Source organism: Actinocrinis puniceicyclus (assembly GCF_018283645.1).
Classification (GTDB): domain Bacteria; phylum Actinomycetota; class Actinomycetes; order Streptomycetales; family Catenulisporaceae; genus Actinocrinis; species Actinocrinis puniceicyclus.
The window spans coordinates 1-22,875 of record NZ_JAGSXH010000035.1; the positions used below are offsets into that span (position 1 = coordinate 1).

Annotated in this window: 22 protein-coding genes and 3 pseudogenes; 10 read left to right on the forward strand and 15 right to left on the reverse strand. The window is 67.3% G+C overall.

Annotated elements, in window-relative coordinates:
• Window positions 1-76: 76 nt before the first annotated feature.
• The gene (locus KGA66_RS12165) at window positions 77-937 is read right to left on the reverse strand and encodes an AfsR/SARP family transcriptional regulator (protein ID WP_211467844.1); all 861 of its coding nucleotides are present in this window, start codon (window positions 935-937) and stop codon (window positions 77-79) included.
• A gap of 204 nt (window positions 938-1,141) precedes the next feature.
• Between KGA66_RS12165 and KGA66_RS30960 the strand changes: the two genes are divergently transcribed.
• The 4 genes from KGA66_RS30960 (at window position 1,142) to KGA66_RS12180 (ending at window position 3,936) form a co-directional block, all read left to right on the forward strand.
• Window positions 1,142-1,276 carry a hypothetical protein gene (locus KGA66_RS30960; RefSeq protein WP_281416577.1) on the forward strand — a complete coding sequence of 45 codons (135 nt, stop codon included), beginning with the start codon at window positions 1,142-1,144 and terminating at the stop codon, window positions 1,274-1,276.
• Window positions 1,277-1,451: 175 nt separating this feature from the next.
• Entirely contained in the window at window positions 1,452-2,009 is a 558-nt protein-coding gene (locus KGA66_RS12170) for a hypothetical protein (protein WP_211467846.1), read from the forward strand.
• Window positions 2,006-2,920 carry a sporulation-delaying protein SdpB family protein gene (locus KGA66_RS12175; RefSeq protein WP_211467848.1) on the forward strand — a complete coding sequence of 305 codons (915 nt, stop codon included), beginning with the start codon at window positions 2,006-2,008 and terminating at the stop codon, window positions 2,918-2,920. The genes KGA66_RS12170 and KGA66_RS12175 overlap by 4 nt, the downstream gene beginning before the upstream one ends.
• Window positions 2,917-3,936, forward strand: coding sequence for a GNAT family N-acetyltransferase (locus tag KGA66_RS12180; RefSeq protein WP_211467850.1), 1,020 nt, complete (start codon window positions 2,917-2,919; stop codon window positions 3,934-3,936). Before KGA66_RS12175 ends, KGA66_RS12180 begins: the two co-directional genes overlap by 4 nt.
• A 198-nt stretch (window positions 3,937-4,134) precedes the next feature.
• On the opposite strand, the pseudogene KGA66_RS12185 reads toward KGA66_RS12180, so the two are convergent.
• A pseudogene (locus KGA66_RS12185) lies at window positions 4,135-4,460 on the reverse strand (transposase family protein); the annotation flags it as partial.
• Between KGA66_RS12185 and KGA66_RS12190 the strand changes: the two are divergent.
• Together KGA66_RS12190 and KGA66_RS12195 are read left to right on the forward strand one after the other, a co-directional pair.
• Window positions 4,419-4,598, forward strand: a complete 180-nt coding sequence (locus KGA66_RS12190; protein ID WP_211467916.1) for a hypothetical protein — start codon at window positions 4,419-4,421, stop codon at window positions 4,596-4,598. The pseudogene KGA66_RS12185 and the gene KGA66_RS12190 sit on opposite strands and share 42 nt — an antisense overlap.
• Before the next feature lie 340 nt (window positions 4,599-4,938).
• On the forward strand, window positions 4,939-6,417 hold the full coding sequence (locus KGA66_RS12195; RefSeq protein WP_211467852.1) for a hypothetical protein: 1,479 nt from the start codon (window positions 4,939-4,941) through the stop codon (window positions 6,415-6,417).
• Between the two features lie 67 nt (window positions 6,418-6,484).
• On the opposite strand, the gene KGA66_RS12200 is transcribed toward KGA66_RS12195, so the two are convergent.
• Window positions 6,485-8,023 (reverse strand): site-specific integrase, encoded by a 1,539-nt coding sequence (locus KGA66_RS12200; RefSeq protein ID WP_211467854.1) that lies wholly within the window; start codon window positions 8,021-8,023, stop codon window positions 6,485-6,487.
• Window positions 8,020-8,649 (reverse strand): helix-turn-helix domain-containing protein, encoded by a 630-nt coding sequence (locus KGA66_RS12205; RefSeq protein ID WP_211467856.1) that lies wholly within the window; start codon window positions 8,647-8,649, stop codon window positions 8,020-8,022. Before KGA66_RS12205 ends, KGA66_RS12200 begins: the two co-directional genes overlap by 4 nt.
• Before the next feature lie 286 nt (window positions 8,650-8,935).
• Here KGA66_RS12205 and KGA66_RS12210 point away from each other — a divergent pair, with 286 nt between their 5' ends.
• Both KGA66_RS12210 and KGA66_RS12215 read left to right on the forward strand, forming a co-directional pair.
• Complete coding sequence (locus KGA66_RS12210) at window positions 8,936-9,181, forward strand: hypothetical protein (protein ID WP_211467858.1); 246 nt, start codon at window positions 8,936-8,938, stop codon at window positions 9,179-9,181.
• A 3-nt stretch (window positions 9,182-9,184) separates the two neighbouring features.
• Entirely contained in the window at window positions 9,185-10,165 is a 981-nt protein-coding gene (locus KGA66_RS12215) for a helix-turn-helix domain-containing protein (protein WP_211467860.1), read from the forward strand.
• A gap of 6 nt (window positions 10,166-10,171) precedes the next feature.
• On the opposite strand, the pseudogene KGA66_RS12220 reads toward KGA66_RS12215, so the two are convergent.
• Window positions 10,172-10,435, reverse strand: a pseudogene (locus KGA66_RS12220) (ATP-binding protein); the annotation flags it as partial.
• Window positions 10,436-10,553: 118 nt separating this feature from the next.
• Window positions 10,554-10,898 carry a tyrosine-type recombinase/integrase gene (locus tag KGA66_RS12225; RefSeq protein WP_211467862.1) on the reverse strand — a complete coding sequence of 115 codons (345 nt, stop codon included), beginning with the start codon at window positions 10,896-10,898 and terminating at the stop codon, window positions 10,554-10,556.
• Window positions 10,899-10,954: 56 nt separating this feature from the next.
• On the opposite strand from KGA66_RS12225, the gene KGA66_RS12230 reads away from it, so the two are divergent.
• Window positions 10,955-11,365 (forward strand): YunG family protein, encoded by a 411-nt coding sequence (locus tag KGA66_RS12230; protein WP_211467864.1) that lies wholly within the window; start codon window positions 10,955-10,957, stop codon window positions 11,363-11,365.
• A 32-nt stretch (window positions 11,366-11,397) separates the two neighbouring features.
• Here KGA66_RS12230 and KGA66_RS12235 read toward each other — a convergent pair whose 3' ends face one another.
• The 9 genes and pseudogenes from KGA66_RS12235 to istA all read right to left on the reverse strand — a co-directional run bounded on the left by KGA66_RS12235 (window position 11,398) and on the right by istA (window position 21,779).
• Window positions 11,398-11,850, reverse strand: coding sequence for a hypothetical protein (locus KGA66_RS12235; RefSeq protein WP_211467866.1), 453 nt, complete (start codon window positions 11,848-11,850; stop codon window positions 11,398-11,400).
• Window positions 11,847-14,054, reverse strand: coding sequence for a hypothetical protein (locus tag KGA66_RS12240; RefSeq protein WP_211467867.1), 2,208 nt, complete (start codon window positions 14,052-14,054; stop codon window positions 11,847-11,849). Before KGA66_RS12240 ends, KGA66_RS12235 begins: the two co-directional genes overlap by 4 nt.
• Window positions 14,051-15,775: a hypothetical protein gene (locus KGA66_RS12245; RefSeq protein ID WP_211467869.1), complete on the reverse strand. Its 1,725-nt coding sequence runs from the start codon at window positions 15,773-15,775 to the stop codon at window positions 14,051-14,053. Before KGA66_RS12245 ends, KGA66_RS12240 begins: the two co-directional genes overlap by 4 nt.
• Window positions 15,775-17,238 (reverse strand): tyrosine-type recombinase/integrase, encoded by a 1,464-nt coding sequence (locus tag KGA66_RS12250; protein ID WP_211467871.1) that lies wholly within the window; start codon window positions 17,236-17,238, stop codon window positions 15,775-15,777. Before KGA66_RS12250 ends, KGA66_RS12245 begins: the two co-directional genes overlap by 1 nt.
• Before the next feature lie 90 nt (window positions 17,239-17,328).
• Window positions 17,329-18,084 carry a tyrosine-type recombinase/integrase gene (locus tag KGA66_RS12255; RefSeq protein ID WP_211467873.1) on the reverse strand — a complete coding sequence of 252 codons (756 nt, stop codon included), beginning with the start codon at window positions 18,082-18,084 and terminating at the stop codon, window positions 17,329-17,331.
• Window positions 18,081-19,277, reverse strand: coding sequence for a tyrosine-type recombinase/integrase (locus KGA66_RS12260; RefSeq protein ID WP_211467875.1), 1,197 nt, complete (start codon window positions 19,275-19,277; stop codon window positions 18,081-18,083). Before KGA66_RS12260 ends, KGA66_RS12255 begins: the two co-directional genes overlap by 4 nt.
• 110 nt (window positions 19,278-19,387) lie before the next feature.
• Window positions 19,388-19,912: pseudogene (locus tag KGA66_RS12265) on the reverse strand (ATP-binding protein); the annotation flags it as partial.
• Entirely contained in the window at window positions 19,909-20,154 is a 246-nt protein-coding gene (locus tag KGA66_RS12270; RefSeq protein WP_211467879.1) for a hypothetical protein, read from the reverse strand. The pseudogene KGA66_RS12265 and the gene KGA66_RS12270, both read right to left, overlap by 4 nt.
• Window positions 20,151-21,779: an IS21 family transposase gene (istA, locus tag KGA66_RS12275; protein ID WP_211467881.1), complete on the reverse strand. Its 1,629-nt coding sequence runs from the start codon at window positions 21,777-21,779 to the stop codon at window positions 20,151-20,153. The genes KGA66_RS12270 and istA overlap by 4 nt, the downstream gene beginning before the upstream one ends.
• A gap of 442 nt (window positions 21,780-22,221) precedes the next feature.
• On the opposite strand from istA, the gene KGA66_RS12280 reads away from it, so the two are divergent.
• Complete coding sequence (locus KGA66_RS12280) at window positions 22,222-22,707, forward strand: DIP1984 family protein (protein ID WP_211467883.1); 486 nt, start codon at window positions 22,222-22,224, stop codon at window positions 22,705-22,707.
• The last annotated feature ends 168 nt before the right edge of the window (window positions 22,708-22,875 follow it).

Consider the following 22,875-nt stretch of genomic DNA (forward strand, 5'->3'; position numbering starts at 1 on the left):
CCTGGTTCCCACCCGGCTACACCCCGGCCTGACCCACCACCACACCACCAGCCGAAACCAACCCGGACAACGGCAGCTACCACGCGCCCCGAACCATCACGCCCCGTGACACCGGTGAACGTTTACCGCCGTTCGTCTCCGATTCGCCCGAGTGGCCGGTGAGAACGAGCTGATGGGCTGCCCTGAGCAGCGGGCCAGGATCGAGCCCGAGTTCGTCTGCGAGCAGGCGACGCCCCGTTTCGAATGCCTCTATCGCCTCCGCCTGGCGACCGGCGTGGTGGAGTGCGCGCATCAGTGTGGCTCGGAGAGTTTCCCGTAGCGGGTGTTGTTCCACAAGTTCGAGTAGCGGCGTGACGGCCGTGGCGGCCTGCCCGCGTCGAATCTGGAGCTCAGCCCACCTTTCAAGCACGTCAGCGCGTTCGGTATCGAGAAGCAATGCCCTGTTCTCGAGCGGCCGGCTGTCCAGATTGCCGAGCGCCGGGCCGCGCCAGTTGCCGAGTGCCGACTGGAACAGTTCCGCTGCATCGTCGAGCCGCCCTATCCGCAGCGCTTGATCGGCGCGGTGGACGGCCGTGCGGAAGAGAGAGAGGTCTGTTGAACCCTCCAGGGCGCTGAGCTGGTAATAGCCTGCGCCAGTGGTGAGGGTGAATACGCCATTGGCCGGAGCCAGTGCCCGGCGGAGCGTTGCCACGACATTGTGCACTTGCTGGCGCGCGGATGCAGGAGGGGACACCCAGAGTGCATCGACTATCTGGTCGACGGACACCGGAGCGTTGGCGCTCAGCGTGAGTAACGCCAGAACCTTGCGCTCGCGCGAACTTCGGGGAACATGTGACAGTCCGCCGATCACCAGATCCAGTTCCCCGAGTATCCAGATCTTGGCGTGGCCACTCAGTACATCGACTTCTGAAGCGTCCTCGCGGTCCGGCGAAGTCAAGTCGAACGTGCCTCCCCTCGCACGTCACTCAACGGGCGTCTCAGCCGCTGGTGCGCTCAGCACAGTTGGTAGCCGACTGTGCAGATGGCGGGCACTCACGGTTGCGGAGTAGCCAAACGTTAGCACAGCGGTAGGCGCGCCTGAGATCATGTGTTCGGCCTCAACGCACTGGGGCACGTTGGTACACGGGAGGAGATCGACTTAATGGGTATAAAGCGGGCGCTCATTTCCGCCGTGGCGATCGCCCTGGCAGCTGTCGCTCTGGTCACGGTGGGTAACGCGAACCACTCGCAGTCGCAGACCGTGGTCCCGAACGGCGGTAAGGCCTTTGACGCCTGAAATCGGCGGTCTATCCGAGTATCGGTCGCTTCTTGGCGACGTCGGCGAGCCAGTGGGGCAGCGGGTATCGACGACGGCGAGTTCTGCTCTGCTGCCGTCAGGACCCGCTGATGACTCGCGGCGATGGCGGATGAGGTCGCTCGAAGCCCGACCGAACAGCTAAGGCAGGCCCATCGTGTCCGAGACACACTCCGAGGCGCTGGCAGCTCTTCGAGGGTTTGTGTTCACCATGGCACTCCTCGCGGTGCTGCTCGGCGGCTCGCTGATCGCACAGTTGCCCGCTCGATTCACTCAGGGCTGGTTCACGCCGGAGCGCGACGCCTATCAGCAGGTGTGGCCACAGTCATGGGCGTTCTTCGCACCGCTCGGGGGTGCCGCGTCGTACACCGCTTACCAGCTCGGCCCGAAGGACATGCTCTCTCGGCCATTGATCATGAAGACCATGTCGGCCGCGAACCGCTGGGGTATCGGACACGGAAGCGACGTCGGATTCTACGAGGTGGACTACCTCGCGCAGTACATCCCCCCGGTCGATTGGGTTGAATGTCCCGACGCCCGCTGGGCTCAGTGCGCCCAGCGAGCGCCGATCGTCTCGTTTCGAGACAATTTCACCCCGGCAGCTGTCTGCGGAGACGTGCTGTTCGTACGGACGGACCCGGATGCGGATTCGAGCAAGAGCAGCGACTCTGTTCCGGCTGGATCGGTGAGCGTGGCTGAGGTGTCGTGTCGATGACCTGGCGGCTGAGCGGGATCGAGTCCTTCGAGATGCGCGATGCGATGCTCTCTTTGGCAAGGTCAATCCTTGCTCTCGCGCAACTGCTGACCATCCTCGCGACGCCCGACTGGCAGATGTTCATGAGCGTTCCCAGCACTTCGCTCGCGGCCCAGTGCACCGGGATCAAAGCCGCCTCATTGTGGTGTGTGACCGGCGGCGAACAATTGCCGGATCCCGCCGGACGCACGATCGCCACAGTCGTCTTGCTGCTTGTCCTGTCTGGCTACCGGCCCCGCTGGTCGTGCATCCCGCACTGGTACGTCGCGTTCAGCATCGCCGAAGACGTGACCACGATCGACGGCGGTGACCATGTCGCCGAGATCTTTACGATGCTGCTCATCCCCATATGCCTCGGGGATGAGCGTGTGTGGATCTGGCGGAAACCGGTCTATCCGGTCGCGCCGACTTGGCGCGGCGCCGCGTTCGCCGGGTATTATCTGATCCGGTTCCAAGCCGCATTCATTTACTTGAGCGCAGCGCTTTCGAAGCTGGCACATCCGGCATGGCGCCACGCGACCGCCCTACGCAGCCTCTTGGACAACCCGAGCTACGGAGCGCCCGCGCTATTACGGCCGCTAGCCGAGAAAGTACTCTCCGCGCCGATCCTCGCGGCCCCGCTGACCTGGGGCGTCATTGCCATCGAACTCTCGATCGCCGCATCGACGGCGTTGCCGCGAAGACAGCGGCGGGTAGGCCTTCTCTTGGTTATCCTGCTCCACGGGGCAATCATCCTGCTCATGGGGCTGTTCAGCTTCGGCCTGATCATGATCGCGCTCATGATGGCGGTCAATGCCGGTACATCGGCAGTCGCCATGGCTCCGACGTATTCGCCGACACACGAGAGAGCAGAGGGTATTGCCAGCCGATGACAATTGAGATTTCGCGATTCGATCCGATCCGCGAGTCGGACGTCGCCGTGCGCGACTGGTTCGATCTCGCCGCCGCTATCGCTGTCGAGCAGAGACCTGAGTTTCCGGCTCCCGAGTTCGATTCCTACGTCGAACAGTTGCGCCTGCCAGTCACCGCCTTCGGCCCGCAGAGTTTTTGGGCGGCCCGGGATTCGGGCGAGCTCGTCGGGGCTATGCGGGCGATCTATCTCGGGCAGGAGAACAGCAACAGCGCCTTTGTGACGGTGAACGTGCGCAGCGACAGGCGCCGGGAGGGGATCGGCACACAGCTGCTCGCGGGATCGCTGACCGACCTGCGGGAGCAGAGACGTAGTCTGGTCGTCGGCCAGAACATCGTCCTGGACGGGCCGGCCGACCGGTGGGCGACGAAGTTGGGCTTCGCGAAGGTGCAGCAGCGGGCAGAACAGCATCTGCGTGTCAAGGAGGTCGATCCCGAGCTTTGGCAGACGCCCGCGCCGAGCGGCTTCCGCATGCGCCGCTGGATCGACTCCGCACCCGAGGAACTGCTCGAAGGCTTCGCGACGTTGCGCAACAGTATCGCGGACGCCCCGAAGGGGGACTCGAGCTACCAGCCACCCGAGTGGACGCCGGCGCGTGTCCGCCAGGAGGAGGCGGAGGTGCGCGCAGCCGGCCGAGTCCACCGTTTCGTCGCCGCAGTGCACGAGCACACCGGCACCCTCGCGGGGTTCACCGAGCTTGCATATACCCTGGGGTATCCATCAGTTTGCTTTCAGCAGGACACTGCGGTTCTCCGCGATTTCCGTGGGCTCGGCCTAGGCAGGGCGATCAAGGCGGAGATGATGCGGTGGCTCATAGCAGAGCAGGCGAGTGTAGAGACCGTAATGACGAACACGGGGGCTGACAACGTCCATATGATCCGGGTGAACCACCAACTCGGGTACGTCACGGTTCGCATCACCGCCTTCGTCGAGGCCGAGACGGAGTTGCTCAGCGCACGGACGCAGCTGCGAGGTTGAGCAGCGGCGGGCCCCTTGGTCGGCGTGCCCGCCGCGACTGCCGTGACGGCTATGGCCTCGTTTGCCTGCCATAGTTGAATAGCCCTGTCTTGCGTCTGCTGCATGCGGTTGGACTCTGGCTGAGGCAGGGGTGAGCTCACCCGGATCAAGCGGTCAGCCGTGAACGAATTCCGGGGACTCACTGAGCCTTTTCCAACCTCAGTGCGCTGTCTGCCGGTGCAGCGCGAGGACGGCTTGCACGAGAGCTGTGGTTCGGCTGGGTGAGCAGCGCAGTTTGCGTAGCAGGCGCCAGGTCTTGAGTGCGGCGTTTGCCTGTTCGCCCACGGCGCGGATCTTCGCGTGGGAGCGGTTGACGGCCTGCTTGCCCGGGCCGAGGTTGTGCCGCGGCCACGGTACGGGACGCTCACGGTGCCGTCGGCGCCCTGGTAGCCCTTGTCCGCCCACACCCTCACCCCGGCGCCGGTCAGTGCGGCGATGACGCCGTGCGTGCGGGCCGCGGTCAGGTCGTGCGCGGCGCCGGGCAGTACCACGCGGCAGGCCTGCGACGACTGTTCAACAAACTCCTTGGCAGCCTCTACCACTGCCTCAAAACCCGCACCCTTTACGACGAAACCACCGCGTTCCCCAAGACCGCCCTGAAAGAACTCCAGCTCACCGCTTGACCCCTAATCCCACCGGATGTCTTGGAGCCGTCCAATCAAGCGTGATAAATCATCGATGTTGGCGACGCTGAGTTTGTCACCGTGGCCAACGCTTGATCACATCGCTGTTACGGAAAGTGGCGGTAGCGCGTGGTCGACGGGTGAAGAATCGGCTCGTGCGAGAACGGCTGCGTGAGGCGCTGCGGACGGGTCGTCCGTTGGACCTGCGTCCGAATCGGCGGAATCCTGTCAACGCCCGCAACGGACGGCGCTGGGGTGCAGGACGGCAGGTCCAGGCCGCGTGTGTGGTTGAGCTGCTTGGCGACCGGGATCTGTTGGGCCAGGGGGTGGTGTCGTTGCATTGATCGGTGCGCGGATCACCGGTTCGCTCGACATGAGCCATGCGCGGTTCGACCGGCCCTTGATCGTCGAGTCCTGTTACTTCGACGAGCCGATCAAGTTGGTTGGCGCGCGGCTGGCCTGGCTCTCGTTGCACGACTGCGTCATGCCCGAGGTCAGTGGCTACTATCTGCGCGTTGAGGGTGATCTCGATCTGGGCGGCTCGAGCATGGTGGGCCTCGACTTGTTCGGTGCGCAGGTTGCCGGTCGGTTGGTGCTCGACGGCGCGCGTCTAGGTTCGGCGGGCGATCGGTTCGCGCTCAACGCCCCTGAGGCTGTGGTTGGCGGTGGGATGTACTGTAATGGCGGGTTCGTCGCGGAGGGGGGAGTCAACCTGTACGGGGCGAGTATTGGCGCGACGTTGGAGTTCTCCGGTGCGAGGCTGGAAAGCCCAGGACGGCACGCGCTGCGCGCCCCCGGATTGAAGGTCGGCGCGGATCTGATTCTCGATCAGGGCTTTGCCGGCGTGGGGTCGATCGACCTGTTCGCTGCGGAGATCGAGGGACAGGTGTGGCTCAGCGGTGCGCGCTTGAGCAGCGGCAGCGCGCGGTGGGGGTTGAGCGCTCCGCTGCTTAAGGTCCGTGGCGGGGTGTACTGCCGCGGCGGATTCGGCTGCGATGGGGGCGTGAACCTGTTTGGTGCGCAGATCGGATCGACGCTGGAGCTGGAGGGCGCGACGCTGACCAATCCCGGCGGGCTCGCGCTGCGTGCCCCCAGGCTCTCGGTCGCCTCCGATGTCACCTTGAGTAGAGGCTTCGCCGCTACCGGCGGGATCGATCTGACCGATGCGGTGATCCGCGGCGCGCTGGACCTCGAACAGGCGCATCTGTCCGACGCCACTATCGCGCTGGTTGGCGCCCAGGTCGGCACGCTGCGCGGTGAGCCATCCGACGCGCCCCCAGCATGGGCCCTGGATGGGCTGACGTATGAGTCCCTGGACCCGCATCCATCAGTGACACGGGCACTGAGATGGCTGCGCTCCGGGGCCGGTGCTTACCACCCGCAGCCGTACGAGCAGCTGGCCCGGTACTACCGCGGCCTTGGCCATGACGAGCAGGCGCGCACGGTGCATCTGGCCAAACAGCGCCACCGTCGCCAAGGGCTGCGTCTGGCGGCGCGGTGGTGGGGTCATATTCAGGACGCAGGTTTGGGTTACGGGTACCGGCCTGGGCGCGCGCTGTTGTGGCTCATCGCGCTGGTCGCCGCGTTGTCCGGGTACTTTGCGGCGTTCCCGCCCCACGTGGTCGCAGTCTCGGCGCCGCGCTTTCAGCCGGTGATCTACGCGCTCGACCTGCTGGTGCCTGTGCTTGGTCTCGGGCAGAAGAGCGCTTACGTGCCGATCGGCGCGGGCGAATGGGTCGCTTGGGCGGGCACGCTCGCCGGATGGGTCCTAGGCACCACGATCCTCGCGGCGGCCACCCGCGCGATCGCGAGGAACTGACAGACAAGCGAGGGATATTCCACTTTTCAGGTGGTCTGCAGTCGGTCTCCGCTAGGGAGATGCTCGGTCACGATGACGTGCGTGTCGGCGGCCTGATGAGAGCGGCGTGCGAGCGGGCCGCCCGTGATGGGTTGGTGCGACGTGGCATGCGGCGGTAGAGTCGGGGTGAGGAGTCCGGATGAAATGGGATGAGATGGACGCGGCAGCCCACTGAGATCTGTACCGGAATATCAGAGATCGGACTTTTAATCCGTAGGTTGTGGGTTCGAGTCCCACGCGCCCCACCATCGGTAAGGCTCTGACCTGCAGCGGAGCTGTCGGAAACGCCATCAGACTCGGCCTTGGCAACATCTTTGGTCACCGATTGGTCACGCCGCTTTCGCGGCACCAAAGCAGCGGCCTTCTCTGCGGCCTCGCGGCCGACGCCGGACAGAAGGTGCGCATACGTGTCGACGGTGATCGCCTGCGAGCTGTGCCCGATCCGCTTGGAAACCAGCGACATGTCCACGCCGGCAGCGAGCATCAGCGAGGCGTGGCCGTGGCGAAGGTCGTGCAACCGGATGCGGCGCAGCCCGGCCGCGTCGACGAGTTCCCGGAACGCCTCGCTGACGTCCGTGGGGTTGAGCGGATCGCCGCCGGGCTGCGCGAACACCAGGTCGTGGTCCCGGTAGGCGTCGCCCCACTCGGCCCGCTCGGAGTCCTGTACGAGCTTATGCGCGAGCAGTGCACCCATCACCACGTCGTCGAGTTCGATTGGGTTCTCGGCGCGGCCGGTCGACTTCGGGGTGTCGAACCGCACGCCCGGATGCCGCTCGCCACACACCGGGCACACTGGCTGCTGGCCGGTGCGGACCTTGTGACACTCCTTGATCTGCTGGCGCACGATCAGGAACCGGCCCGTCAGATCCACGTCCGACCAGCGCAGGCCAAGCGCTTCGCCGCGGCGCAGGCCTGCACCGGCGATCGTCTCGAACAGTGCCGCGAGAGGATGCGCGGCGACCGAGTCGAGGAACGTTCCGAGGTCCGCTGCTTCCCACGGGCGCACCTTCGGCCGCGTGGATTGCGGCAGTTCGACCAGGGTTGCAGGGTTCTGAGCGATCAGGCCCTTCTTGACCGCGGTGGTCAGCGCGCTGCGCAGTGTCGCGTGCACGCGCAGCACCGTCGCGGCTTTGCGCCCGTCCGTCAGGTCGGTGAGCAACTTTTGCACGTGCCCGGGTCGTAGGTCTCGCAGCTTGATATGGCCGAGCGCGGGCACCAGGTGCAGCCGCATGTGGTCCCGGTAACCCTCAGCGGTCGACGCCTTGATCTTCTTGACCGTCTCGCGCTCGGTCACCCACTGCGTGAGCCATTCGCCCACCGTGATTGAGGCGTCCGGGACGAACGTGCCCTGCTGGACCTTAGCCAGCAGTTCGTTCAGCGCGTCCTGCGCGGCTGTCTGTGTCCTGAAGCCGCCGCGCTTGAACTGCTTGCGCTTGCCGGTAGCCGGGTCGATGCCGATATCAAGAACATATGACCACGAACCGTGCTTCTTCTGACAATTTTGTCGTCGGCCCTTGGCATCTTTTACAACAGGGCACGTGCATCGCTTGAACGTCGAGCCCTTCATTTGTCACCCTCCTCCTTCGTCTCAGCGACCGCTACACGTTTCAGATGCGCAAATTGCGTTTCGAGTTCTTCGCCGATGGTCGGCGCGAGCACGCCGGCACGCGCCATTTCTTCCTGCACCTCTAGCGCAACTTGGATGGCGTGGAGCGCACCGGCGTACCTAGCGAACTGGTCGTCGGTCGGCATGCGCCGCACGTCGTCGATGCCTTTATAGAACTTCTGGTAGAGGCGGATGGCCTCGTGTGCCTTTGACCAGTTGTTCTTCGCCTCCGCAGTAGCGAACTCATCCCCCCGCGGATCGGCGATTTCCCCTAAGAACCACCGGTAGACGTCCCATGGTGTCGCCCGGACGTTCGGCGCCACTTGTTGCACGTCTTTGGTGCCGAGCGGTGTCACCAGGAGTATCGGCGGCACGTTCAGGACGAGGGCGAGAATCAGCAGTTCATCGAGCGTTACCGAGGTGCGCCGTCCGCTCTCGAGGTTCGCGACGACGTCGCGTTCCCACTTCAAGCCGGCCTCCTGGCACTTCTCCGCGAGAACGCGGGCGCTCCAGCCCCGATCGGTCCGGTACTGGCGCACGCGCGCGGCGAAGGTCTGGGTCGGAGTCTCGTTGGCGGGTTGCGTCACAGAGACACAATAGCTGCTCCCTTGACACAACGACAAGTGTTGCGCGACGCTTGGATTGTGTCTATGGATCACAGTTACGCGGGGGAGGCGCAATAGTGACTGAAGGGATGCAACTCCCGGAGCGGTCGCGGACGCACCTGGAGACCGCCGAGCTCCTGCGTAAGAAGACCGGGCCGAAGTCGTTCCGGGTCGGGCGTCACCGGCGCTACAACCGCTCCGACGTGCTCGAATGGCGAGAAAGCCCGGCTCCGATTGCCAACGCGTGCCGCGCTGGGGGTGGGGCACCGTGATCAGCCGCACCGCACCGACGCGCGAGGAGATCATCGCCCGGGGCGTACGTATTGACGGGCTGACCGCGGTCCGGTGGATCTACGGCGTTGGTCGGACTAAGGGCTACGAGCTGCTGCGTTCCGGCTCGCTCGACTTCAAGGTGATCCGCGTGCCCGGGCGGAGGGAGAGCTACGTCGTGCCCACCTCCGAAGTGTTGCGGGTGCTCGGCCTCCAGGACGCGCCGGCCGAGACGGCGCGGTGACACGTGGCAATCTCGCTCGTCGTCGAAGTGCTCGACCATGCACCGCGAGAACTGACGCAGGCGGAACTGGTGGTGCTTGTCGTGCTCGCCGAGCAGGCACGCGAGGCCACCCGCGAGTGCTGGCCTGGCATGGAACTGATCTGCCACCGGAGCAGACTCCAGGAAGACAGCGTGCGCAAGGTCTTTCAGCGGCTCGCCGCGCGAGGGCTTGAGGTTCGTGTGCCAGTAGGCAAGAGCAGGAGCGGTCAGCCGATCTACGCGCACCACGGAGCGCGGACGCTCTACCGCATTCCCCGCTTTGCTCCGCCGACCCAGAACACTCAGCCGGTGGGTGGCGTCGAAGCCGGGACGCCGGTCCCCCCTTCGACAGTCGAAGCCGGGATGGCCATCCCGCCTTTGCCGGTCGAAACGAACGACGACGGTCCCGTGAAGGCGGGACGAGGATCCCGGAAGGGGGGAACATCATCCAGCGAAGGCAGGACGAGCGTCCCGCCCTTTCCTTCACTCCCTCAGATCCCCTCACCTACCTCCTCCCGGGTGTCCGGCTCTGCGGCTGCGGCCGCCCCGCATCCGAACAGCGAGGAAGACAGGCAGGAGGGCGCTCCGCAGGAGGACGAACATCAGACGGCCGCCGTCGTGCTGCTCGCCCATCTCGACCTCGGCCGGCCTCTGCGTTCTGACGAGGCGGGTCGACTGCTGGAGATGATCGTGCCGAGACTCCGGGCGGGCTGGCCCGTCGCGCAGTTGCGCGACACCGTGTCCGGCGACTGGGGCGGAGTGAACAACCGCGTCGCAGTGCTGCACGCGCGGCTTGAGAAGATGTCGATGCAGCCGCCGACACGCACGCGGTCTGAACGCCCGGACCTTGACCACCTCATGCCGATCGGACATCTGCCAGACCACGTGCCGGCAACGACTGGTGTGGGCGCTCACGTAACTGGACCAGGGTCGGCTCACGTTATGGGGCCGGCCCTGGTCTGTTGATCGGGTCTACTTCGTGGCGCTGGTCGCCGCCTTCGGCCGTTTGTTGGGTCTGTAGGAGGGGCCGTTCATGAAGACTTGGTGGCTCGTGTTGATCAGCCGGTCTAGAAGGGACTCTGCGACGACCGGGTTCGGGAAGAGCGGATACCAGTCCTGGGGTGCGCGGTTGGCGGTGATCACGACCGAGCGAGCCTCGGCGACCCGCTGAGAGATCAGCTCGTAGAGGTCGTCGGCCTGGGTGGGGGTGAACTCCCGCATCGCGAAGTCGTCCAGTTACTCCGATGTCGGAGTAACTCGACTTATACCGAAGCCGTGATTATGCCGATTGGTGCGCGAGCGATGGGCGTGACCTGCTCGATGTCGGCTGGTTGGGTGCTGGAGGTCGGGATAATCACAGGCCTTCGAGGAACGCGAGGAGCTCGTCGTTCGGGCGGTAGCGGCCGGGCTTGACGTGGGGTGGTGTTGTCCGGGCGAGTGCGCGTTCTTTGATCGTCATGTCGGCGTGGAGGTAGGGCTGAGTCGAGCGGGTGTCGGCGTGCCCGAGCCACAGGGCGATCACGGTGGTGTCGACGCCGGCGCGCAGCAGGCTCATGGCGTTGGTGTGCCTTCTCTCCGCAGTGCTCGTGTGCGACGGGCCTCGTGTGGCGATTCGCGTGGTGGTTCGGTGAACGACTTCTCTGCGAGTGAGATGCTGCGGCGTGATGCGATTCCCGGTTTTGGGTGTGACGCACGTCATGTCGTTCGAGTACTGATGAGGTCGTTTGTGGGCATCGGCGTGCGGGGGGTTTGTCGGTGGCCGCTGCCATCATCTCGGTCGTGTCTGTGTTGAGCTTCGCTGACGTTGAACGTGCTGTGCGTGCGAGTTGGAGTGTCGAGACCTGTGATCCGGCTGCTGTGGATGAGTGGCGTCCGGACAATCCCAGTCTGGGCCAGTGCGGTGTGACGGCGTTCGTCGTCCAGGATCTTTTCGGCGGCGACCTGGTGCTCGGCGAGGTCCATGTCGATGGTCGCAAGGTCGGAAACCACTATTGGAACCGGTTCGGCCGCGGCCTTGACGTGGACTTGACGCGTGAACAGTTCCGGCCGGGGCAACTCGTGGTCGGCGGAGCGGTGGTCGTGCGGCCCCCGGATGCACCCCGGCGTTGCCGTGAAGAATACGAACTCTTGCGGGATCGAGTGCTGGCGCGGCTTTCTTTGGAGTGACCGCGGGCCTGGCGTTGTGTGCTCGGGGGCCGTCAATGTGATGCCCCTGCGGGCCGGCTCCGCAGCGAGATGACGTTGTCGGGGCTGTTCAGTGCACTGCGGAGCCTGATGATCTCCTCGTGTTGGGCAGCCAGGCGGGAGAGTGCTTGGCCGCGGAGGTCAGTGAGTTCCTCGATCGTGCGGTCGGCGCGGGCCAGCCGCGCCTTGAGCTGTGCGACGTCGTTCTTCAGGCGGTGGATTTGGGCGGTGCGCGGGTCAGGGGTCTCGCCGGTCTGACGGAGGCGTTCGAGCCGCTGCTCGAATTCTTCGCGCAGGTGGGCGTAGGGGCGCCTACCGTAGAAGGCGGTGCGGTCGACTCCGGCTTCGCGGGCGAGGGTCTTGATGTCGCAGTTCCCGCCGGGCGGGATCTCGCCGCGCAGCAGTCGGTCCATGGCGGCGCGGATGCGGTTCTCGGTCTCGGTGCGCTGGGCTGCGGTGATCCTCATGCGGTGTCCTGATCCGAAGCGGTGGTCGTGGCGGCGTCGATCTCTGCGATCACGCGCAGGGCCCGCTCGCGGTCGGCCTTAAGGCGGGAGCGTTCGGTGGCGCGGGTTTTGCCGAGCGCTCCGAGGAACGTCTTGGTCTGCTCGGCGTGCTCGGCCCATACCGGCCGGTGGCAGGAGTGGTGGGTGGCCTGTGGGCAGCGGGCGGAGTCGCACATGCCGACCAGCGGGCGGTCTGCGGTCGGGGTGCCGGCGAGTTTGAGGCACAGGGCCCGGGAGGGGTCGGTGAACCAGCAGTAGTTCGCCGTCCCGAGGTGGAGGGTCTTGGCCCGCTTGGTCAGCAGGTTCAGGATGTCGCGGTCGCTTCGCTGGGTTCTGGGCGCGGCGGCGTCCGGCGTGGCTGGGCCGGGGTCGATGCTGGCGAAGAACTCGGTCAGGCTGCGGGCTCCGGGGCCGGCGGGCAGGATACCCTCCTGGTAGTTGCGGAACTCGGCGAGCACGAGTTCGAGGTTGCGGTCCGCTTCGTGCTTGTTGACCTCGGCCAGCAGCTCGGCCTGGGCGCCGCCGGGGCGCGAGGCGTAGCCCTCTGTCGCCGCGACAGCGATATGTTTCAGATGGATCTTGGTGGCGAGCACCCCGCCGGGACGGTAGGCCATCTCCAGCGCGAGTGTCCTTCTCAGCGCCCTGAGCGTGATGCGTCCCTCGGGGATCGGGGCCAGGCCGAGGCGCGCTCCGGCCGGGGAGTTGACCCAGGCGCGCAGCCAGGTGTAGCGGGTGTAGAAGTCGAAGCGGCCGAACAGCGGGCCGCCTTCGTTCTGGGTGTCGTGGAGTTGTTCGGCCAGTTCGACGGCCCGGTAGGCCGGTTCGATGACCACCCATTCGTCGGCGGTGCCGCCCAGCGGCTGGCCTTTGATGACTTTGCTGGCGATTCGGTATCGGCGCAGGCCGGGGACCGGCTCCTCGACCGGGCGACGGCAGCCGATGCGCAGTTCCATCAGTTCGCTGGCCCTCATCCCCGCAGCCGCCGCCAGCAGGAGGATCGCCGCTGTGCGTACGATCCCGACCAGGGCGACGGCCTGGCTGCGGTGCAGCGGCAGGGTCCAGGGCAGCATCCCGCAGCCGTCGGCGGCAGGGGTCTCGGCGGCGTCGCGGCCGAACTGCTTCTGCACTCCCACCTGCGCCACCGCGTCGAGGAACGGGCCGCGCAGTAACGGCATCCACCTGGCCCACAGCTGGGTGTAGCCGGCCTGTCTGGCCGGGATGCCGGTGGCCACCATCAGCAGCGGGTCGTCGGGAGCCCAGTCGGCGGCCAGCCTCGGTTCCACGTCGTGCTCTTCGATCATCGGCAGGGCGATGCCGGCGGCGACGTAGTGGTGCTCGAGTACGGCCTTGATATCCGCGATGGCGGTCGGTGAACCGTGGCGCAGGCCTGCGGCCTGGAGCGAGGAGATCTGTCGTGTTTCGCACACGTGCCGGTGGAGTGCGGCGGTGTGCGGCCCGAGCACCGTGACCAGGTGCAGCGCCGCGGCGAGCACGGGTTGCAGGAGCGTGTTGGGCACCGGCTCGGTGGTGTTGCCCTGGCGGCCCGAACGCATCTCGGCGATCGCGCTTGCCGAGGCCCCGCCCCAGGGCCGCAGCTCGGGCCGGACACGGTCGGCGGTGAACAGCTCCCGGTAGTCGATCAGGTCGATGATGGCCTGCGCGGCGGAGCGTCTGATTCCGGGGCTTTGCTCCCCGACGACGCAGCCGTGATCGTCCAGGACGAAGCGCCGGTGCGCCAGGTAGGCCTCGCACTCTGCGGAGCCGAGCTGTGCCAGGCTGCTGATGCGCCGCTCGTGGAGCCAGGTGAAGAACCGAACGAGCTCGTCGAGCCGCGCCGCGCAGCTGCGCAGGTGCAGGGGCGTGCGATAAGCCCGCGGGAGCAAGGCGACTGCCGGGTGGTGCGGGGCGAGCATCGCGAGGATCAGCTCTTTCGCGACCAGGCGCCAGCCAGGATCGACGACCTGGGTGAACTCGAAGCGCCGTGCGCGCGGAGCCATCTGGACCGGCAGCCCGATCACACCGGTGAAGTCCCACAGGTCGTGGTCGAAGACCGGGCGGGCGGCGTCGCCGGGCAGCGAGAGCCCCGCCTGGTCGCAGAGATCGGCCCCGGCAAACGGTGAGGACGAGGCGTCGGCAGGCCGGTGGGCGGCGGTCAGTGCCCTCATGCCGTGTGCTCCTCGGGGCGCAGCGGGATCTGCTCGTCGGTGTGGGAGACCTCGGCCGCCGCCGCGGTCAGTCCGGCGGGGTCGAATCGTTCGAGTACCTGGTCGATCCGCGCGGCGTACGGGCCGAACACGGCCATGAAGTGGGCGGCGGGCATCTGCTGCCACTGCCGGGAGAAGAACGCCTTCAGGCGCAGCAGGTTCGCCGCGTGGCGTGGGGCGAACACCGCCAGCGGACACAGCAGGCAGACCCAGGGCCGGGCCGGACACGGCTTTCCGGCCGGGCCGTGCAGCCCGGAGAGTTGGTCGCCGCAGGCAGCGGTGAACACGTCGCGCTCTCCGCCGACCAGCTCGGCGATCGCCGCGTCGTCCAGGCCAAGCCGGGCCACCAGCTGCGGATAGTCCTCGGCCAGCGCGGCCGCGTCCTCCTCGGTGATCACCGTGGGCGGGTGGGCGCGGCGCAGGATGTCGTGCTGGGCGTCCTCCATGATCGTCTCGACGGCGTGGCGTTGAGCCGGTGTCGTGGCGGTCAGGTAGTGGTCGCCCTCCACGGCCGGGGTGTGGTTCGGGTCGATCGTGGCCCGGGCGCTGCCGCTCCAGCCGCTCCTCTCGCGCATGGCGTGGTGGGTGGTGCGGATCCGCGCCCGGTGGACCTTCATCGGCTGCCCGTCCTCACCCGCGACCCCGAAGCGGCGGACCCATCGTTGAACAGCGACACGATCGACCTCGCGCACCAGACGGGCGTTGCCGACCTGGCTCAGCCCCAGCCAGAGCTTGTCGCGCTCCGGCGCGGTAACCAGGCTGCGCAGCAGCGCCGAATGCGCGAGCCACCGCTCCAGCAGCCGCACCGCCGGGCGTGGCAGGTTCAGGCTCTCTGCTGCGGTTCGGCCTTTGACATAAGAGAGCAGGACCGTGCAGTCCCCGGCCCACTCGACGTCACCGACACCCAGGTCCGCGATGCCGTCCGGAACGATCCCGGAGTAGATCCCGAACAACAGCCGGTAGGCGATCAGCGTGTCCAGATGCGGGAACACCGACGTCATCGCCTGGTAGAGGCGCACGGCGCCGCCGCGATTGCGAAACACGGCGGCTGTCACACCGAGGGCGCGGGCGAAATCCGGTGTGCCGATCGGCCCGGTGCGGGCCAGCAGCCAACAGAAGTTCTCCACCGTCCATCCGCCCTCGGCCGGGTGCCGGGCACCCGCGACCGAGGTCAGCGTCTTGCGGTGGGCGGCGTAGGACTCCTCGACCAGGGCGCGGCACACCGCGCCCAGACGCTCCCACTCAGCCTCCGGATACGGCGGCAACGGCTGCCGGTTGGGCTGGATGTTGAAGTGCCGGCCCGCGGCCAACTCCAGCACTCCCGTGCCCAGGACGCCTCCGGCACGCGCGAAGCCCTCCACCAGGCTGCGGGTCATCGCCTCCAGATGAGTAGGCCCGGCCATCCAGAACTGCGCCAACTGGCCCCGGCGCAGATCACCGGCGCCGCCGGAAAAGCCCTGCTGCGCCAGGACATGGACCATGCGGCTCAGGGAGCGGGCGTAGTGGCCGACCGAGCCCGCAGCATCCACCGAGCCGTGCGGATGGATCAGCTCCACCAGGCCGAGCGCCAGGTCACGAGCTAGGCGCGGGTTGGGCAGGGCGTCGAGCGCGAACTCGGCCCTGCTTCCGTCGCTGAACACGCACACCACGCCCAGCGGCTCCTCCACGACCATCGTGGGCATCAGGCCTCGTTCTCCCCGTCGAACTCCGCATCGGCCTCGCGCTCGGCCGCGGCGGTATCGAGCAGCCCGGCCGTCGCCCCGGCGCCCTCGTACGCCTCCCGATAGATCCTGGTGGTATCAAGGCGTTTCAAGTACTTCTCAGTTGTCAGGACAGTCGAGTGACCCAAAAGGTCGCGCAGCACCAGCAGCGGGTCCGTCTTGGACAGATAGAAGGCGAGCGCGGCGTCGGCATCGGTGTCGCGCACCAGCCTCGCCGCCTGCCGGTAGTGCCCCGTGACCAGGTACTCCAAGGTTCGCATCGAGAAGGTGTGGCGGCATCGGTGGGGGTTCACGTGGGGGAACCGGGGCTCGAACCGGGCGCGGATGCGGTCCGAGGTGCGTTCGAACACGCTGGCCCACGCGGTGAACGGGCCGCCGCCGGCCTTGACCGCCAGCAGGCACGAGCCGCCCGAGGGCGCGACCAGGCGGCGCCGCTCACCCGGGGTCAGCGCTGCCCAGGGGCGCCGGATCCCGTTGATCAGCCCGCCGCGCTCGTCGGGCTCGGTGACCATCAGCGGATCACCCCACCGCCGGGGCGGGAGCCACGTCGTGCCGTCCGCCGTGGCCGCCCGCTCCAAGTGGATGTAGTCGCGCACCGCGGCCAAGGCCTCGAAGGAGATCCAGGTGGTGCGGTGCTTGCGGCCCTTGGTGATCCCGGCCGGCATCGGGAACGCGATCGGCACCGCGCTGCGCACCGGTGGCAGGGCGGGTATCTCCCAGGGCAGCAGATACGTGAACTCCGCGAGCCGCAGCCCGGTGGCCAGCGCGAGATCGCCGACCGCGCCGTTGCGGGCCAGTTCCCGGCCGTGGAAGCCAGTGTCCTGTGAGCCGTCCGGCGCCAGCCCGCGCAATCCCCGGCGCAGCAGCTCGGTGAAGTCAGGCTCCAGATACTTGATCGTCACGTGCGGCTTCGGGGTGCGGCGCACCGCCAGGTTCACCCGCACCTCCCGGCCCGTACCCGCGAACAGGGCCCGCGCCGCCCGATAGGTGAACGGCTCGGCCGCCGCATAGCCCTCGGCCATCGCCCACCGGTAGAACAGCGACAGGATGCTCATATGCTGGCCCCAGGTCGTCGCCGCGAACCTCGAGGCCAGTGGCCCGGCCGCCCGATGCTCGGCATACCGGCTCAACCCCGCCTTCAGCCGCTCCCGCGTATCGAACAACCCGACCCCGTGCACGGCCAGGAACTCCGCCCAGCCCTTCACCGCCCGCGCGTAGCTCTCCCACGAACTCGGCGACGGCGCCCCGCTGGCCGGCAACTCCCGCAGCCACCGGTTGACCACCGCGGCCGGACGGGGCGCGGCCGGGCCGTCCTCGAAGCGAAGGTCCTCATCGACGAGCACAGGCATGCCCTCGGGGATCAACGGCCGGTACTCCAGGTCCCACGAGCGCCAGCCGGTGGAGGAGAAGAAACTCAGGATCATGAGAGCCGACCATAGAAACACGACACGGGCCGGGGCAAGCCCCAAACCCGCCACCCACCTGCGCCCTACTCGGCTATCGCCACACGGGAACTAAGCAGAGACAATGTGCCGCAGATCGTGGGTGCGCGGTCGGGTGGAGGAGTCCCGCCCGACGCCGCTGTCGCGGACTAGGGTGCGGAACGTCGCTCCGAAGTCGGCGTAGATGACGGGTGTTCCGGTGGTGGACATGAAGAACGTGCGTGTTTGTACACGGGGCAGGAGTTGGTCGCGTTCCCCGGCGTAGGCGGCCAGGGCTTCTATTACCGAGCAGGAAACGGGCAGTTCGCGGGACTTGGCGAACTTCGACGCCCGGATGGTGATGACGCGATCGTCCCAGTCGACGTCGGAGCGTTCCAGGCGGAGGGCTTCGCCGATTCTCATGCCGGTAGCCGCAAGCAGTCCGATCACGGTCCGGTAGGTGGCGGCCCGCGCCGCAGTGGGGATGGTCCGCGCTGTTTGCTGCATCAGAGCTTGAATATCTGAATCCGTGTATATGAACGGAGGGCGCCACCTCTGGCGGTAGGGGACCAGGCCCGTCGGCGGTATCTGAGTGTCCGGGTCGATGCCGGCCATGTGGCGGGCGAAGCCACGGACCACGGTCATCCGTCGCGCACGTACCTTGCTGTCCGCACCGACCTCGGGCTGCACCGCCCAGGCCAGCGCCGCCTCGATCGTGATGCTCGTGGCGCCGCAGGCGTCGAGGTAGGCGACGAATCGCGGCAGCAGCCGGTTCGCTTCGGCCAGTTCGTGCCCCAAAGCTCGGCGCAGCCACAGGTACTCCTCGGCACGATCGCCCCACGGGCTCATCGCTGCGCTCCAGGCCAGGGACGAGACACGGTCTGCAGCGCCGCCCGGTCCAGCTTGGCGTAGACCGAGGTGGTGGCCAAATCTCGGTGCCGCAGCACCTGGCCGATCTCGAGCAGGTCGCCGCCTTGGCGCAGCATCTCGGTAGCCAGCGCGTGGCGCAGCCGGTGGCCACCGACCGGAGCCAGCCCGACCCGCTCACAAGCGGCATAGACAACCCGGGTGATGGAGCTGGGGTGGATCGGTCGGAACGGCGCGTACTTGGTGAGGATGACACTCGTCGATGACGACGGCACCCGTCCGCCACGCAGGTAGCAGGCGATCGCCTCGCCGACCTCTGCGGTCAACGGGAGCCGGTCGTCGCGCCTGGCCTTGCCCCGCACCCGGATCTCTCCGGCCCGCCAGTCGATGTCGGCCAGTTGCAGCGCGGCGACCTCGCCAGAGCGCAACCCCAGACGGGCGAGCAGGCTCAGGATCGCGTGGTCGCGAAGCCCTCCCGGTCGAGACCGGTCGCAGCCCTCGAGTACAGCGGCGACCTGCGCGGCCGTCAACGTGGCAGGCAGTCGTGCATCGCGCCACCCGGCCACCGGCGGGATCGCGGCCGCCAGATCAGTGCTCGTCAGGCCCCGGATATAGATGAAGTGGAGCAGCGAGCGCAGATCGGCTGCTTCGCGCTTGGCCGACTCGACCACCAGCCGCGAACGGCACTCCAAGAGATACCCGTGGACTTCGGCGGCGCCCAGGCCGTCGATCCCGGTCTCACCGCCGCCCGAAGACGCCCGATACGCCAGGAAACGCTTGGCCATCCGCCGATACCGAACGACAGTCAAGACCGCCAGGCCTCGATCACGCTCCAGGTACCGGCCATAGCAGTCCAGCAGATCCTCCAGCCGCGACGGCTGCGCCCGCTCCAGCAACAGCACCCGTTCGCCGCGCAAGAACTCGAACAACTCGGCCAATGCCCGCAGGGTCGGCACCCTCTCGCGCACGGCGGTCCGGCGCGCGTCCAGGAACTGCTGCGCCCGCGCCGGTGTCGACTCCGTGACCGGAAACCTGTGCTCCTGCAACCACCCGCTGAATCCGCCGAGCAACTCCAAACGCTCCCCGATCGCCCTGGGCGAATAGCCACGCTGCTCCAAGCAGTGCCGATAGCCGTCCGTGTGCCGCGCCAGCGGACCTTCGACCGGTACATCCATAACGCCTCCCTCATCGGTGATCGACCGGTAAGAGAAGCATCAGTGGATTATTCCGACTTGTCAGCGGACATCAGACGGACGACCTGCGGCCTTCCACCGGAATCGGCATAATCACGGCTTCGGTATAAGTCGAGGATGAGCAGGTCGACCTTGACGTGTCCGGCCAGCCGCTTGTCGAAGGTGCGGTCGGCATGTCCGCCGGCGAGGTCCGCCAGGATCCGGCTGGTCTTGTGGAAGCGGACCTCGGCTCCGGCCCGGATCGCCTGGTGGCCCATGGCCTGGGCGACGTGAGTCTTGCCCACTCCGACGGCCCCGTAGAGGATGATCGACTCGCCCGCGTGTAGCCAGCGCAGCGCGGCCAGATCGCGGATCTGGGCGGCCGGGAGCTTGGGCGAGGCGGTGAAGTCGAAGCCTTCCAGGGTGGTCTCGAGATCGAAGCGGGCGCGGCGCAGGCGGCGGGCCATGCCCTGCTGTTCCCGCCGGGTGATCTCGTCGTCGCACAGGATCTGGAGGAACTCGAGGTAGCCCAGGTCGCCGCCTTGAGCCTGGTCAAGACGGGCGTCGAGGGTTTCGAGCATGCCGGAGAGTTTCAGGGCCCGCAGGCTGTCGGCCAGTGCGGGGCGCAGGATCGTCATCGTGTCGTCTCAGTCTTCTGGGAGAGTTCAGCGGGTGCGGTGAGCAGGGCTTGGAGGGCATCGGCATGCAGGCCGGCGGCGGTGAGCAGGATGTCGACGGCGCCGTCGAAGCCGAAGTGGTCGTCCAGGGCGTCGGCGGCGGAGGCGTCGTCCATGTCCAGGACCGTCTCGAGCGTGCGCAGCAGCTCGGCGAGGGCGAGCGCGTCGCTGCGGGCGAGGTGGATCGTGTCGGTGTGGTTCACGAGGCGGGCTCTTGCTGCTCGTGGTCGCCGGGTTCGCGACGCTGGTCGGCGTTCGCGGCGTGCGTCGTCTCGACGGTGGGGGCGGGGAACGCGATGACGTCGGCGAACAGCTGGGTGGGGCCGTGCAGGAACGCCGGGGCTCCGCCGTCGCCGGTCGGCCGTTCGGGCTCGATGTCCTCCAGGCCGTGGACCAGGATGTTGCGGATGGTGCGGTATGACGGGTCGCCGGCCGCCGCGGCCTTGCGGCAGGCCGCCTCCAGGCGGGCGTCGGTGTGTTTGCCGGCCAGCGCGAGGATCGCCTGAGCCGAGCGCAGCCGGTGTAGCGCTTCGCCCTCGAGCAGTTCGGCGATGATCGCGGCGGTGGCGGGTCCGGTCCGCTCGGCGCGTTCCCGGCACCAGGCCGGGGTGCGCATCGAGAACGCGATCTTCTCCGGCGGGTAGTCCGCGACGTCGGTCCGCCGTCCGCTCTCGGCGCGCACGTGCGTCTTGACCAGCTCGCCGTGGTGGAAGACCTGCACCATCGTCGCGGTGGCGCGGACATCGACGTGCTGCCCGACCAGCTTCCACGGAACGCTGTAGAGCACCTTCCCGCACTTCACGTGCACGTCAGGGCCGACCTTGGCCCGCGACCACTCCGCCAGCGTGAACGCCCGGTCCGGCAACGGGATAAGCGTGCCGGCCTCGACCTCGTCGAACACCTTCGCGGGCATTCGGCCGTCCAACGAGCGGTGCCTGCGCACCCCGGCGACCTCGCGGCACCAGTGCAGCGCGGAGGCCTGCATCTCGGCGACACTGGCGAACTCCCTGCCCTTCCACCACGAGTCACGGATGTAAGGCATTTGTCTTTCGACTCTGGGCTTGTCCTTCGGCTTGCGTGCACGAGCGGGATCGACCAGGACGCCGTAGTGCACCGCCAGCTCGGCATACGCCCGGTTCAGCTTCGGGTCGTAGAGATCGGGCTTGTCCACCCCGGTCTTCAGGTTGTCCGGCACCAGCCGGGCCGGGGCCCCGCCGAAGAACGCGAACGCCTCCACGTGGCTGGCCGTCCAGGAAGCCTGGTCCATCGAGACCACCGGCCGGACGAACATGTGCCGGGAATGCGAGAGCACCATGACGAACGCCCACATCCGGTGCGAAGCCCCGGTGCGCGGATCGGTCCAGGAGCCCAGCATCCCGTAGTCGATCTGCGCCTCGAACCCCGGATCCGGGTCAGGGCGCAGCACCGTCACCTTCTCCCGCACCGCGTCCTCGGCCAGGTTCGCCGCGACATACCGCTTGAACGACGCCACCGACGCCGTCACCCCGCGCTCGTCACGCAGCCGCTGATGAATCGTCGCCTTGGACACCCCGGCCCGCAGCATCTCGACGATGTACTCCCGGTGCTTGTCGAAGTCCGGCCAGGTCACCTGCCGCAACCGGGTGTCCGTCAGGTACGGGAACCAATCCTTGACCAGCGCCGCCCACTGCGCCTCGCTCACCGGCGGGCCACCGGGAACGAACCCCGCGGCGATCGCTGGCTCGACATAACGGCTGATCGTCTTGCGGTTCACCCCCAAAGAACCGGCGACATCGTGCTGAGACCGACCGGCATACCAGTGCACCAGGATCTCGGTTATATCGATCACGTAGAAAGTCCTCCTCGCCATCTGCTCCCCAGCCACCAGGGCCGACAGCAGGCGATCATGGACGAGAAGAGGACATGGTCTTGATAACTACGTCCGAACGTTCGTCGCCCCCACGACGAACATCACGAGCGACCACACGGTCCACGACGAGCGACCGCCGGTCCCATTACGTGAGCGATTTCGAGCTTCGCGGTCCAATTACGTGAGCGCTGACAACTGGCCAGGTGGAGAGCCACGCGGCGAAGGCTCGCGCTGCTCTGCGTTCAAGCCGATCCGGTCCGCGGCCGATCGCCGAAGTCCTCGCCGAACAGGCTGCTTACTGAGTGTCGTCCCGAACTAAGCCTGCCAACGGTCTCTGGCTCGTCGCGGTGAGAAATGGTGTGCTCGGGGAGCAGTTGGCGGCGCATAGTTGGTCGATGCGAACAGGCACTGGGGTAGGGGAATGAAGCTGGCGGAGGCATTGGCTTTGCGTGCGGACGCCACGCGCAGAGTCGAGCAGTTGCGGGTGCGGATTGTCGGCAACGCGCGGTATCAGGAGGGCGAGGAGCCAGCCGAGGACGCGCAGGCGCTGCTGACTGAGGTCAATACAGTGCTCGACGAGCTTGAGGCGTTGATCCGTCAGATCAACCGTACGAACGCTGCTGCGCACATCGCCGAGGACGGCACGATCACCGACGCGTTGGCCCACCGCGACGTTCTACGCGTGCGGCACGCGGTGGTCACAGCTGCCGCGGACGCGGCCGCAGGCCGCAGTCAGCGCGGGCCCGGCGTACCTGTGCCCGGTCGGCAGTTGCGCTCGGAACTGAAGATGCTCGCCGCGCTGCCGGTCGCGCAACTGCGTGCGCAGGCCGACGCGCTGGCGCGGGAGATCCGCGAGTTGGACGTGCGCATCCAGCGGGCGAACTGGGAGGTCGACCTGCTGGACTGACCGGGAGCGTGGTGGAGCAGGTAGTGGTCGCGGAGGCGTGCACGACCCGCGGGCCGACGGGTATTCGGCTCCCTTCCTGGCAGCGCGGCGGGCAGCGTTGAGGGTTCGAATCCCTCCTCGCACAGAGCAGCCCCGCACGGTGCACAGGTGACAGGGCACAGTACACGG